Annotated in this window: 13 protein-coding genes; 8 read left to right on the top strand and 5 right to left on the bottom strand. The window is 32.9% G+C overall.

All coding sequences use genetic code 11. The annotated features are described in order from the left end of the window. The first annotated feature begins 112 nt into the window (after positions 1–112). Positions 113–445, top strand: coding sequence for a hypothetical protein (locus QZ824_RS08105; RefSeq protein WP_291275515.1), 333 nt, complete (start codon positions 113–115; stop codon positions 443–445). Between the two features lie 37 nt (positions 446–482). Here QZ824_RS08105 and QZ824_RS08100 read toward each other — a convergent pair whose 3' ends face one another. The 4 genes from QZ824_RS08100 to QZ824_RS08085 form a co-directional block, all read right to left on the bottom strand. Beyond that, positions 483–2,507: a M3 family metallopeptidase gene (locus QZ824_RS08100; RefSeq protein WP_291275514.1), complete on the bottom strand. Its 2,025-nt coding sequence runs from the start codon at positions 2,505–2,507 to the stop codon at positions 483–485. Between the two features lie 169 nt (positions 2,508–2,676). Further along, positions 2,677–3,162 carry a 5-(carboxyamino)imidazole ribonucleotide mutase gene (gene purE, locus QZ824_RS08095; protein ID WP_291275513.1) on the bottom strand — a complete coding sequence of 162 codons (486 nt, stop codon included), beginning with the start codon at positions 3,160–3,162 and terminating at the stop codon, positions 2,677–2,679. A 57-nt stretch (positions 3,163–3,219) separates the two neighbouring features. Continuing rightward, entirely contained in the window at positions 3,220–4,371 is a 1,152-nt protein-coding gene (locus QZ824_RS08090) for a 5-(carboxyamino)imidazole ribonucleotide synthase (RefSeq protein ID WP_291275512.1), read from the bottom strand. A 76-nt stretch (positions 4,372–4,447) separates the two neighbouring features. Then, a complete protein-coding gene (locus QZ824_RS08085; protein WP_291275511.1) occupies positions 4,448–4,990 on the bottom strand; it encodes a hypothetical protein in 543 nt (180 codons plus the stop codon). A 111-nt stretch (positions 4,991–5,101) separates the two neighbouring features. On the opposite strand from QZ824_RS08085, the gene QZ824_RS08080 reads away from it, so the two are divergent. The 7 genes from QZ824_RS08080 (at position 5,102) to QZ824_RS08050 (ending at position 13,202) form a co-directional block, all read left to right on the top strand. Then, the gene (locus tag QZ824_RS08080) at positions 5,102–5,632 is read left to right on the top strand and encodes a phosphoribosyltransferase family protein (RefSeq protein WP_291275510.1); all 531 of its coding nucleotides are present in this window, start codon (positions 5,102–5,104) and stop codon (positions 5,630–5,632) included. A 37-nt stretch (positions 5,633–5,669) separates the two neighbouring features. Beyond that, positions 5,670–6,242 carry an adenylate kinase gene (locus QZ824_RS08075; protein ID WP_291275509.1) on the top strand — a complete coding sequence of 191 codons (573 nt, stop codon included), beginning with the start codon at positions 5,670–5,672 and terminating at the stop codon, positions 6,240–6,242. Between the two features lie 32 nt (positions 6,243–6,274). Continuing rightward, positions 6,275–7,549 (top strand): hemolysin family protein, encoded by a 1,275-nt coding sequence (locus tag QZ824_RS08070; RefSeq protein ID WP_291275508.1) that lies wholly within the window; start codon positions 6,275–6,277, stop codon positions 7,547–7,549. A gap of 176 nt (positions 7,550–7,725) precedes the next feature. Beyond that, positions 7,726–8,727 carry a GTPase ObgE gene (gene obgE / locus QZ824_RS08065; RefSeq protein ID WP_291275507.1) on the top strand — a complete coding sequence of 334 codons (1,002 nt, stop codon included), beginning with the start codon at positions 7,726–7,728 and terminating at the stop codon, positions 8,725–8,727. Between the two features lie 156 nt (positions 8,728–8,883). Next, positions 8,884–11,034: a S46 family peptidase gene (locus QZ824_RS08060; protein WP_291275506.1), complete on the top strand. Its 2,151-nt coding sequence runs from the start codon at positions 8,884–8,886 to the stop codon at positions 11,032–11,034. A 98-nt stretch (positions 11,035–11,132) separates the two neighbouring features. Further along, complete coding sequence (locus QZ824_RS08055; protein WP_291275505.1) at positions 11,133–11,816, top strand: tetratricopeptide repeat protein; 684 nt, start codon at positions 11,133–11,135, stop codon at positions 11,814–11,816. A 30-nt stretch (positions 11,817–11,846) separates the two neighbouring features. Next, the gene (locus QZ824_RS08050; RefSeq protein WP_291275504.1) at positions 11,847–13,202 is read left to right on the top strand and encodes a Mur ligase family protein; all 1,356 of its coding nucleotides are present in this window, start codon (positions 11,847–11,849) and stop codon (positions 13,200–13,202) included. A 78-nt stretch (positions 13,203–13,280) separates the two neighbouring features. On the opposite strand, the gene QZ824_RS08045 is transcribed toward QZ824_RS08050, so the two are convergent. After that, positions 13,281–13,702: restriction endonuclease (locus QZ824_RS08045; protein WP_291275503.1), on the bottom strand; the 422-nt coding region annotated here is incomplete at its 5' end.

Genomic DNA, 13,702 nt, shown 5'->3' with positions numbered 1-13,702 from the left:
ATATTATAAGGTAATTTAATAATGTTTTGTACTTATTTAAATGGATAAATAGGTTGTTTTAATTAATAAATGGGTAATTAAAAAAAGCAAAAAGTAAATAAAATAGCTCGATATGAATATAAATGTAGGTCAATTGTTAACTACTGTTTTTGCGGCGCGTAGAATAAGAAAAGCGGCTTTAGCCCGAGCAATGCAAATCAATGCCGTGCAAATCAATAAGTACTTAAAAAAGGAGAGTATTCAAACCAGTAGGTTGCTCGAAGTTAGTATGCATTTGAAGCATAATTTTTTTATGGATATTGCCCAGCAACTTCCAGAAGATTTTACGACTACAAATGATATTTTTGAAAGAAAGAATAAAGAAATTGCTGAGTTAAAAGAAGCGTTAAAAAAGTGTAGTATTGAGCGCGATTTGTTGTTGCAAATAAAAACAAAACAAAAATAAAAAAAGCGGCTATTAACCGCTTTAATTGTTTTTTTCTTTATAATAGTCCCGCTCTTTTTAACAATGCTTCTGGTTGAGGGGCTTGTCCTCTAAACTTTTTATACAAAGTCATTGGGTGATCTGTTCCGCCTTGTGAGAGAATGTTGTTTTTAAAAGAAACAGCTACTTCTTGGTTAAAAATGCCTTTTTCTTGAAAATAAGCAAACGCATCAGCATCTAATACCTCGGCCCACTTATAGCTGTAATAACCTGAAGAATAACCTCCTTGGAAAATGTGTGAAAAAGAAACACTCATGCAATTTTCTGCAACATCAGGGTAAAGACTGGCAACTTTCATAGCTTCTAATTCAAATGCTTTTACATTTTCAATAGCTTGGTTTTTTCCGTGATACTCCATGTCTAAAATTCCAAAACTCAGTTGTCTTAATGTAGCCATTCCTTCTAGGAAACTAGCACTTTCTTTAATTTTATCTACTAATTGTTGCGGAATAATTTCGTTTGTTTCATAGTGTTTAGCAAACAAGGCTAGCGCTTCTGGTTCATAACACCAATTTTCCATGATTTGACTTGGTAATTCTACAAAATCCCAATACACCGAAGTGCCTGATAAACTTGGATAAGTTGTGTTTGCTAACATGCCGTGCAAAGCGTGTCCAAATTCATGAAACAAAGTAGTTACCTCATTAAAAGTTAACAACGAAGGCTTAGTTGGAGTAGGAGGGGTAAAGTTACACACAATAGAAACATGAGGCCTTTCATTGATATTGTCTTTTATATATTGAGGTTTAAAAGAAGTCATCCAAGCGCCATTTCTTTTCCCTTTTCTTGGAAAAAAATCAGCATAGAAAACAGCTACTAACTCACGATGTTCATTCAACACTTCATAGGTTTGAACATCCGGGTGGTATTTGTCAATGTCTTGAATTTCATTAAATGTTAAACCAAATAATTGATGTGCAACCGTGAAAGCACCTTGTAGTACATTTTCTAATTTGAAATAGGGTTTCAACGCTTCGTCGTCTAGTTGATATAGTTCTTGTTTTAATTTTTCAGAATAGTAAGCCCCGTCCCATTTTTCTAGTTGTTCAATGCCATCTAACGATTTTGCAAAATTGGTAAGTTGAGTAAATTCGCGTTCGGCAGCGGGTTTTGCTTTAGTTAATAAATCGTTCAAAAAAGTCAAAACCTGATTTGGATTTTGAGCCATACGTTCCTCTAAAACAAAATGAGCATGTGTTTCATAGCCTAGTAAATGAGCACGTTCGTGTCGAAGAGCTACAATTTTTTTCACAATGGCTTCGTTGTTGTAAGCATTGTTTTGAAAAGCTTTTTTACCATATGCAATGCTTATTTCTTTTCTTAACTCTCTGTTTTCAACATAAGTCACAAAAGGAATATAACTAGGAAAGTCTAATGTAAACAACCAGCCCTCTAGGTTTTTGGATTGAGCCAAATTAGCGGCCATCTCTTTTGCGCCTTCAGGTAACCCTTTTAAATCTGCTTCGTGGGTAATATGCAATTGGTAATTATTGGTTTCAGCTAATACATTTTCACCAAAAGTAAGGCTCAATTGCGCTAACTCAGTATCAATGGCTCTTAATTTATTTTTTTGCTCCGCCGCTAATAAAGCACCATTTCTGGCAAAGCCCTTGTATTTTTTGTCTAATAAAGTGGCTTGCTCAGTGGTTAAGTGTAGCTGCTCTTTTTGGTCATATACAGCTTTTACACGTTCAAATAAAGCTTCATTTAGTGCAATATCATTTTGAAATGTAGTTAAAAGCGGCGTAACTTCCTGAGCTATTTTTTGCATTTCATCAGAAGTTTCCGCAGCGTTTAAATTAAAAAAAAGGCTTGATAAACGATCCAATGCTTCACCCGCAAAATCTAGAGCTTCAATGGTATTTGTAAAAGAAGGGTGTTCTTGGTTTGAGACAATACGATCAATTTCTTTTCTGGCTATTTGAATAGTTTGCTCAAATGCAGGCTTATAATCCGAAAGTTTTATTTTACAAAAAGGAGCAGTGTTATATTTAGTCTCAAATTTTTTTAAAAAAATATCCATAAGTATTTGTTTTTATCGGTAAAGTGTGTATATTTGTCGATGAAATGAATGTTTAAAACTTGTTTTTACATAAGTTTTTCATCCTTTTTGCCCCGAAAAAGAATTTTTTTTATAGTTGTCACTTAATTGTGAATAGATTTTTGCCCCGATGTATTTCGGGGTTTTTTATTTAGTATTCTAAGTTTTTAGATGCTTTCAATACCGCTTCTTTTAAACTTTCTTTGTAAGCTACAATTTTATTTAAAACGTCATTGTTATGGCTGCCTATAATTTGAGCAGCTAATATACCTGCGTTTTTCCCGCCATTTAGAGCTACAGTAGCAACAGGTACACCTCCTGGCATTTGAAGAATAGACAAAACAGAATCCCACCCGTCAATAGAATTACTCGACTTTACTGGAACACCAATAACAGGAAGTGGACTCATTGCCGCTACCATTCCAGGTAAATGTGCGGCACCACCAGCACCTGCAATGATTACAGTAATACCTCTTTTATGTGCATTTGTACTAAAATCTACTAATTTTTCTGGTGTTCTATGGGCTGAAACAATATCAACCTCCACTTCAATATCAAATCCTTTAACTATATCAATAGCTTGTTGCATTATCGGCATATCCGAAATACTTCCCATTACTATGGCTACTTTACTCATTTTTGTTGTTTTAATCGTTTATTTGTTTTTCACATGGACACATTCTCAAATAGATCATTATGTAATTACCCGAATTGTATTCTTCACTTCTTCGGCAATTCTTCTGGCTTCAGTCATATTTTCGTTTACTATGGTTACATGACCCATTTTTCGGAACGGTCTAGTTTCTCTTTTGCCATAAATATGCGGAGTTACGCCATCAATGGCCATAATTTTTTCAATGTTCTCATAAACTACTTGTCCTGTATGCCCTTCTTCACCCACTAAGTTAACCATAATTCCAGCTACTTTACTATCCGTGTTTCCTAAAGGTAAATTTAAAATGGCTCTAATGTGGTTTTCAAATTGAGACGTATAACTGGCCTCAATGCTATAATGACCTGAGTTATGAGGTCTGGGCGCAACTTCGTTTACTAAAATTTCATCTGTTTCCGTTAAAAACATTTCAACAGCTAATAATCCAACATGATTAAAAGCTTTGGACACTTCTAAGGCTATGGTTCTCGCTTTTTCAGCTATTTTTTTATCTATTCGAGCAGGACAAATAACATACTCCACCTGATTGGCTTCGGGGTGAAATTCCATTTCAACTACAGGATAAGTTTTGATTTCTCCTTTTGCATTTCTAGCTACAATAACGGCTAATTCATTTTTAAAAGGAACCAAGGCTTCAGCAATACATTCTACTTCTGGTAAATGAAGTAAGTCCATTGAGGAACGTATAATTTTTACACCATTTCCATCATATCCGCCTTCAGTAGATTTCCACACAAATGGAAAATTTAATTCGTCTTTATCTAATGCCTTTTGTACATCCTTGACCCCCATAAAGCGCTGATATTTTGATGTAGGAATGTTGTTTTCCAAGTAAAAATCTTTTTGTCGACCTTTGTTTTTAATTAGCCTAAGCGTTTTAGGTGAGGGATAAACCAAAAGGCCTTCTGTTTCTAGTTGTTCTAAGGCGTCTAAATTTACATGTTCAATTTCGATGGTGAGTACATTGCACTTTTTCCCGAATTGATAAACGGTGTCATAGTCATTTAAATCACCTTTGTAAAAAGCGCTGCATCCCACTTTCGAAGGAGCTTCTTCACTAGGGTCTAATACTAGAGTTTGAATATCAAATTTTCGAGTGTCATTAAGAAGCATTTTGCCTAGTTGTCCACCTCCTAAAATACCCAATTTGAAGTCAGAAGAAAAATAATTCATGTTGTTGTGTTGTTGTTTTAGAATAGATTAAATTCTAACATTAATAATGTGATGCAAAGATAATAATTTTAAAAAGTTATTGAAGTCTTTTCAATATGTCTTTTACGCAAGCTTTGTAGGCTGGGGAGTGTTTGCTGAAGTCTTGCGGTAAAATTATTTTTAATTCTTCATGAACCCAATGATATTTGTGTCCTAGTTGATACAAAGCACGCATGGCATAAGCTTTAGTGGCTACTTTTTCATCTCTAATTAACCAATCTAAGCACGATTCAAGGATTAAATTTTCTTGTTGCTCCGTTAAGACTATAGTTTTTGAATCAACAATGAATTGGCAAATTTTAGCAATAGAACGTAAAGCTGAACCATGCTTGTATTGAGCTAATGTAGTGCAAAAGATAGCTAAATGAGGAATTATTAAATTTATATTTTTTTCTAAAACCAGTTCTAATGCCCAACAAGCTTTAAAGTGATTTTGGTCTGAAACCGTAAAACTAATAATGAAAAGTTCATTTAAAATAGCTTCGTTTTGCAAAGCAAGATTGCAGTTAGCTTCTCTTTGATTCCTGTGAGCCGTACTCTTTTCAAGTTGTAAATAAAAAGGTGTTTGTTCTTTTTTCACTACTAAAACTTTAATTAAAAAAGTAAATATATCTAATTTGCAAAAAAAATACAATTTTGACTACTTAATCCTTAATACTTTGTAAATTTGTCACTTATTTTTCTAAACAACATGATACAATTACACGACAAAAAGTTTGAAGTTTTCATTACACATGATGAAATTCAGTTTGCAATCGCAAATATGACAAAGCAAATAGAAGATGATCATTGCGATGATGTTCCAGTTTTTGTAGGGGTGTTAAATGGGGCTTTCATGGTGGTTTCTGATGTAATAAAGAACTATAATTCGCCTTGTGAAGTAAGCTTTGTTAAGATGGCTTCATATGAGGGTACCGCTACAACTAACGAAGTGAAACAGTTGATTGGTATTAACCAAAATTTAGAGGGAAGAACGGTTGTTGTTTTAGAGGATATTGTAGATACAGGAAATACCGTAGAAGAATTAAAAAATTTGTTTAAAGCACTAAAAGTTAAACATTGTAAAATTGCTACTTTGTTTTTTAAACCAGAAGCTTATTCAAAAGATATTAAAATTGATTACGTAGGAATCAGAATTCCTAATAAATTTATAGTTGGATTTGGCTTAGATTATGATGGCTTAGGTCGAAACTTAAAAGATATTTACCAACTTTCAGAATAAAAACAACATTTAACATTATACTTTATAAATAAACACAATGATTAACATCGTTTTATTTGGGAAACCAGGAGCAGGAAAAGGTACTCAAGCAGAATTTTTAAAAGAAAAATACAATTTAACTCATTTGTCAACAGGAGATATTTTTAGATATAATATCAAAAATGAAACCGAATTAGGTCAATTAGCAAAAACATTCATGGACAAAGGGGATTTGGTACCCGATTCAGTGACTATACAAATGTTGCAAAGTGAAGTGGAGAAAAATCCAAATTCAGCTGGTTTTTTATTTGATGGTTTTCCTAGAACAATTGCACAAGCACAAGCATTAGATGCTTTTTTGGAGTCTAAAGGACAATCAATTACTGCTACAGTTGCATTAGAAGCGGATGATGAGATTTTAGTTCAACGATTATTAGAAAGAGGAAAAACATCTGGACGTCCAGATGATCAAGATGAAGAAAAAATCAGAAATAGATACCAAGAATATAACGAAAAAACCGCGCCTCTAATAGCTTTTTATCAAGCGCAAGATAAATATCATGCAGTAGATGGTATTGGTGCCATCGAGGAAATTACTGCGAGATTAAGTTTAATAATTGATAAATTATAATTATCTTGCGTACAAAATTAATTTTTTAAAGATTGGAAATAGTCATAATCTTCTTGCTGATACTGTTAAATGGATTGTTTTCCATGTCAGAAATCGCACTCATATCGGCAAGAAAGAACAGGTTAGAAACCGCTGCCAAAAAAGGCAATACGAGTGCAAAAACGGCTTTAGATTTAGCCAATTCACCTAATAAGTTTTTATCAACGGTACAAATTGGTATTACGTTGATTGGAATTTTAACGGGTATTTACTCAGGAGATAAAGTTACAGAAGATGTAAAGTTATTTTTTGAAGGGTATGAAATGACACTTCCTTATGCACATTCAATTGCTGTAGGTGTGGTTGTAGTTACTTTAACGTTTTTTTCATTAGTTTTAGGTGAGTTATTGCCTAAACGCATTGGCTTAAACTATCCTGAAGGAATAGCGAAAGCTGTTGCAGTGCCTATGAAAATTGTTTCAACAGTAACAGCTCCTTTCGTTTGGCTATTGACTACTTCTACAGATTTGATTTTGGATCTTTTGAAAATCAAACCAACAGCTGATGGTAAAGTAACCGAAGAAGAAATAAAAGCCATCATCAAAGAAGGTACTGAAGTAGGTGAGGTTCAGGAAATTGAACAAGACATAGTAGAGCGTGTCTTTCACATAGGTGATCGTAAGGTGAATTCACTCATGACTCATCGTAAAAGTGTAGTTTATCTTTCAACAGATGATACATTTGAGGAGATTAAAGCAAAGGTACTAGGTGAGTTACATTCTGTATATCCAGTTTGTAACGAAAATTTAGATGAAGTGATTGGTGTAGTGCTTTTGAAGGATTTATTCGCAAATATTGAGAATGGTGATTTTAAATTGATAGATATCAAGCAAGATCCCGTTTATTTCATTGAAAATACATCAGCTTACAAAGCCTTAGAAAACTTCAAAAAATCTAAGGTGCATTATGCTTTAGTTACAGATGAACACGGGATGTTCCAAGGAATTATTACCTTAAATGATATCTTGGAAGCTTTGGTGGGTGATGCAGCTGATTTTTATGAAGAAGAATTTCAGTTGGTAGCACGTGAAGATGGAACTTGGTTGGTTGATGGACATTATTCATTGCATGATTTCTTAACGTATTTTGATTTGGATGATTTGCTAAATGATTATGAAGTAACAACTGTAAGTGGTTTAATCTTAACCGAATTAGGCGATATTCCAAAACAAGGTGAAAAACTTATTTGGAATAAATTAGAATTCGAAGTTATAGACATGGATGGTGTTAAAATTGATAAAGTTTTAGTTTCAGCTATTAAAGAATAAGAAATAAAATACTAAATACTAGAACAGCTTAAGTGGTTTTCCATTCTAAGCTGTTCTTTGTTTTATACATAGCTTAAAAAATTGTATCTTTGCCGACTAAATAAAAATAATAATTAAGTTTGGATTTAAGTGATTTGTAATAATCATGCTTAAACAAACACATAATTTATAAAAGAATGACTGAAGGTAATTTCGTAGATTACGTAAAAATATATGCCGCTTCGGGTAAAGGAGGTAAAGGTTCATCTCACTTGCATAGAGAAAAATTTATTGAAAAAGGAGGTCCAGATGGTGGTGACGGTGGTCGTGGAGGTCACGTAATTTTAAAAGGAAATAAAAATCTTTGGACGTTATTTCACTTGAAATTTTTGCGTCATGTCAAAGCTGGTCATGGGGGTGATGGTGGAAGTAGCCGTAGTACAGGTGCCGATGGTGAAGATAAATTTATCGAAGTGCCACTAGGTACAGTAGTAAAAGATAAGGAAACAGGTGAGGTTTTGTTCGAAATTACCGAACACGATGAAACAAAAATACTTGCTAAAGGCGGAAAAGGGGGATTAGGAAACTGGCATTTTAGAAGTGCAACCAATCAAACTCCTCGATATGCTCAACCTGGTTTATCTGGAGAAGAAGTAGATATTATATTGGAACTAAAAGTGTTGGCCGATGTTGGTTTGGTTGGATTCCCTAATGCGGGCAAATCAACTTTATTATCGGTACTAACATCAGCAAAACCAAAAATTGCCGACTATCCTTTTACGACTTTAAAACCAAATTTAGGCATTGTAGCGTATCGCGATTTTCAATCTTTTGTTATAGCTGATATTCCCGGAATTATTGAAGGTGCAGCAGAAGGTAAAGGGTTAGGGCATTATTTTTTGCGTCATATTGAAAGAAATTCAACATTATTGTTCTTGATTCCTGCAGATACAGAAGATATTAAAAAAGAATACGATATTTTAATTGACGAGCTGAGAAGGTATAATCCTGAGATGTTAGATAAAGATCGATTAATTGTGATTTCAAAATGCGATATGTTAGATGACGAATTACAAGCAGAAATGAAAGCGCAATTGGATCAAGATTTTAAAGGAATGGAGTACATGATGATTTCATCGATTTCTCAACAAAATTTACAGCAGTTGAAAGATAAATTGTGGAAAATGTTAAATCAATAAAAATTAGAAGCACCTTTTTTTAGGTGCTTTTTTTTGTTAAATGAATAATCAAACGTTAAAAATTATTTTTCAAGTGTAATTCCGACCTTGTTTTTTGAAGAAATCGTATTTTTTGAATTATATTCGCATCATTAAAACAAAATTACTAGTTATATTATGAAAAAATTTATTGTATCCTTAATCGCTGCCATCACGTTGCTACCTGCAACTGTAAAAGCAGATGAGGGGATGTGGTTCTTAATGTTCATCGAAAGATTGAACCACAGAGATATGCAAAAAATGGGACTTCAGTTAACAGCTGAAGAAATTTACAGCATCAATCATCATAGTTTAAAAGATGCTATCGTTCAGTTTAACGGTGGATGTACAGCAGAATTAATTTCAAAAGATGGATTAGTTTTAACTAACCATCACTGTGGATATGACGCAATTGCTGAATTATCAACAGCAGAAAAAAACCATTTAAAGAATGGATTTTGGGCAAAAACTAGAGCTGAGGAATTAAAACCTTCAAGCTTATTTGTTCGTTTTTTCGTTAGAATGGATGATTGTACAAAAAGAATTTTAGCGGTGGTTAATGATAAAATGACTGAAGCTGAAAGAGAAAAAGCAATCAATGCTGAAATTGCAAAAATTGAGAAGGAAAATAATGAAGGTGGAAAATACACGGTTTCAGTTCGTTCATTTTTCCAAGGTAATGAGTTTTACTATTTTGTTTACCAAGATTATAAAGATGTTCGTTTAGTAGGAACACCTCCTGAAAGTTTAGGTAAATTCGGTGGTGATACTGACAACTGGGAATGGCCACGTCATACTGCCGATTTCTCTATGTTTAGAATTTATGCAGATGCAAATGGTAATCCAGCTGAGTATTCTCCAAACAATGTACCATTACAACCCAAACATCATTTACCAGTTAACTTAGGTGGAGTAAAAGAAAACGATTTTGCTATGATTTTAGGTTACCCAGGTAGAACGAATCGTTGGATGCCAGCTGGTGGAATTGAACAAAATGTGAAATTTGCTTATCCAGCTTGGGTAGAAGGTTCTAAAACAGGTATGGATCAAATGAAAAAATACATGGTTCAATCTGATGCGTTGAATTTAATTTATGCTTCTAAATTTGCTGGAGTAGCTAACTATTGGAAAAATCGTCAAGGTATGATTGATGCGTTAACTAAATTCCAAACAGCAAAAGCTAAAGCAGCTCAAGAGGCAAAATTTGATAAATGGGCAAATAAACCAGAGAACAAAGAAAAATATGGTAATGTTGTAGCAACAATTAATAACTATTATAAGTTGACTAATGAAAAGTCACGTCATGATAATTATTTACAACAATTATTTAGAACTTCAGCTTTTGGAACAATTAGCCGTTCATTAGGAAGACAATTAGAAGCATATGCTAAAGCAGACGCAACGAAAAGAGCACAAATGGCACCAGGTATATTAGAAATGGTTGACGAAATGTACAAAGAGTTACATATCCCTGCTGAAAAAGATATCTTAGCGGCTCAATTAAAATTATATGCTTCAAAATCAACAGGATATGCTATTGCGCCTTCAGTTGATAAATTAGCAAAAGAGAATAATGGCGATTTTACTAAATATGTTAATGCCTTATTTGATTTAAGTATTTTCACTTCAAAAGATAGAATCAAAGCATTCTTAGACTTGCCAAGTGAAACGATGTTAGCAAATGATCCATTAAATGTTTTATCTAATGATTTGTTGACACACTTTAATTCAAAATCTGATGTTATTGCAAAAGCTCAAAATGATTTTGGAGCAGCATTCAGAAAATTAGTTCAAGGGTTACGTGAGTCTAAAATTGGAGAAATTAAATATCCAGATGCTAACTCTACGTTACGTTTAACATATGGAAAAGTTAGAGCTTTGCCTGCCGATAAAAGAAATGATGCTACAGTTAATAACTATACAACATTAGCAGGTCAAGTTAAGAAATACAAAAAAGGAGATTTAGAATTTGATTTGCCTACCAAAGTTTTAGAAATGAATGCCAAAAAAGAATTTGGTCGTTATGCTGATAAAGATGGTTCTTTACACGTTTGTTTCTTAACAGATAACGATATTACAGGAGGAAATTCAGGATCTCCGGTTTTAAATGGCAAAGGAGAATTAATCGGTTTAGCTTTTGATGGTAATATTGAAGCTATGGCTGGTGATGTAATCTTTGATAAAAAATTACAAAGAACAATTAATGTAGACATTCGTTATGTGTTATGGGTAATTGAAAATTTCTCAGGTGCTAAACATATTGTTGACGAAATGACAATTGTGAAATAACTTATAAGTCAAAAAAACTTCAAAACCCTCTAGGCATTTTTCTTAGAGGGTTTTTTGTTTAGTTTTTAATTCCTTACTTTTGGATTCAAATTTGAATTATGCGTTTTTTAATTTTTGCATTATTATTTTCCCTAATATCAGTAGGTCAGTCTAGTTTTGATGTAGCTGTAAGTTATTTTGATGCAAAAAAGTTGAATGAAGCAAAGTCATTGTTTGAAGTGTATCTAAAATCAAATCCAAACGATTTAAAGGCGATAGAATATCTAGGTGATATCGCTGGACAACAAAAGAAATGGGACGAAGCAGTTTCGTATTATTCAAAATTAAAGACTAAAATCCCAACTAATGCAGATTATCAATATAAGTATGGTGGTGCTCTAGGAATGAAAGCTAAAAGTGTGAATAAAATGAAAGCCTTAGGAATGATTGATGATATTGAGCAGGCTTTTTTAACAGCCGCTAAGTTGGATAAAAAACACATTAATACGCGATGGGCTTTAGTGATGTTGTATTTAGAATTACCAGCAATTATTGGCGGAAGTGAAACAAAAGCAAAAAAATATGCAGATGAACTCTTATTGATTTCAAGAGTAGATGGCTATTTAGCCCACGGTTATATTGAAGTGTATTTCAAAAGATATAAAAAGGCAGAAACACTTTATATAGCAGCTCATAGAGTTGGAGAATCAAAAACGACTTTTGAGAAATTATACGATTTATATTTAAATAAGTTAAAAGATAAACCCAAAGCGGAAGAACTTAAGAATAATTTTAATAAATAGTTTACATTAAAGTAAACTTTTGAGGACAAAATGAGAACACATTTTATTGCAATTGGCGGTGCGGCTATGCACAATTTGGCCTTAGTTTTACATCATAAAGGGTATCAAGTAACGGGTAGTGATGATGCTATTTTTGAGCCTTCTAAATCTCGATTAGAAAAATATGGATTATTACCTGAAGTTGAAGGTTGGTTTCCAGAAAAAATCACTTCAGATATTGAAGCTGTAATTTTAGGTATGCATGCAAAAGCAGATAATCCAGAATTGTTAAAAGCTCAAGAATTAGGATTGAAAATTTATTCTTATCCTGAATTTTTATATGAGCAATCTAAAAACAAGACTCGTGTTGTAATTGGTGGTTCACATGGTAAAACAACTATAACTTCTATGATTTTGCACGTAATGCATTATCATAATATTGAAGTGGATTATATGGTGGGAGCTCAGTTAGAAGGTTTCGATACTATGGTGCATTTAACTGAAACAAATGATTTTATTGTGTTAGAAGGAGATGAGTATTTAACTTCTCCAATAGATTTACGACCAAAATTCCATTTGTACCAACCCAATATTGCTCTAATTTCAGGTATAGCTTGGGATCACATTAATGTATTTCCAACCTTCGATAACTATGTAGAACAATTCGATATTTTTGTCAATAAAATTACTAATGGAGGTATTTTAATTTACAACGAAGAAGATGCTAATGTGAAACTGGTCGCTGAAAGAAGCGAAAATCCGATTCGTAAAATTGCATATCAAACGCCTTCTTATGAAGTTGCTCAAGGAACTACTTTGTTAGACACTCCAGATGGACCTATGCCAATTGAAGTGTTTGGTGCACATAACCTAAGTAATTTAGCAGGAGCTAAATGGGTGTGTCAGTGTATGGGCGTTGATGAAGCCGAATTTTATGAAGCTATTGCTAGTTTTAAAGGAGCAAGCAAACGATTAGAAAAAATCGCTGAATCTAGTAATAAAGTTGCTTATAAAGATTTTGCGCATTCTCCAAGTAAAGTTTCAGCTACTACAAAAGCGGTGAAAGCACAATATCCAGATAGAAAATTGATTGCTTGTTTAGAATTGCATACCTATAGTAGTTTAAATGCCGAGTTCTTAAAAGAATATCAAGGGGCATTAAATGCAGCCGATGTAGCTGTTGTTTTTTATTCACCCGATGCAGTAAAAATTAAACGTTTGGAAGAAGTAACTTATGATCAAATTGCTCAATCGTTCCAAAGAGAAGATTTAATAATTTACACCAATCCAACCGAATTTAAAAACTTTTTATTCAACCAAAATTTAGATAATTCAGCCTTGTTGTTAATGAGTTCTGGGAATTATGGCGGGTTGAATTTTGATGAAGTGAAAGAATTAATAAGTTAATTTGAAAATTTGAGAATGATAAAAAAATCCGAAGTAAATTCGGATTTTTTTATTTTTCACATCAAGTGAAGTCTAGTTTTATTGTTCAAAGAAGAAATCTTCATCTAATTGTTTTACTTCGTAAACAGATTTAATTTGAACGCCAACATTGAATTCGTGCATTAAGTCAACTAATTTTTTACCGTCAATTAAAATGATTTTATGATGTGCATTTTTTGCTTTTTCAATAGCTCCAATATCAAATAAAGAAGTAGTAACAAAAACCCCTTTGTTTGTGTCACCACTCATAGCTCCAATAAAATTGCGTATATCTTTTTCTCTGACTTTATTTTCATTGAATCTTTTGGCTTGAATATAAATTTTGTCTAGTCCAAGCTTATCTTCATTTATAATTCCATCAATTCCTCCATCTTGTGATTTTGAAGTTTCAATAAAATCTCCATAACCCATTTTTTTGAGTAGAATTAAAATTACTTTTTCGAAATAATATGGGTCAATAT

The sequence above is a fragment of the Flavobacterium sp. genome (assembly GCF_021151785.1).
Taxonomy (GTDB): domain Bacteria; phylum Bacteroidota; class Bacteroidia; order Flavobacteriales; family Flavobacteriaceae; genus Flavobacterium.
This window is presented reverse-complemented; position numbering and strand designations above follow the sequence as displayed.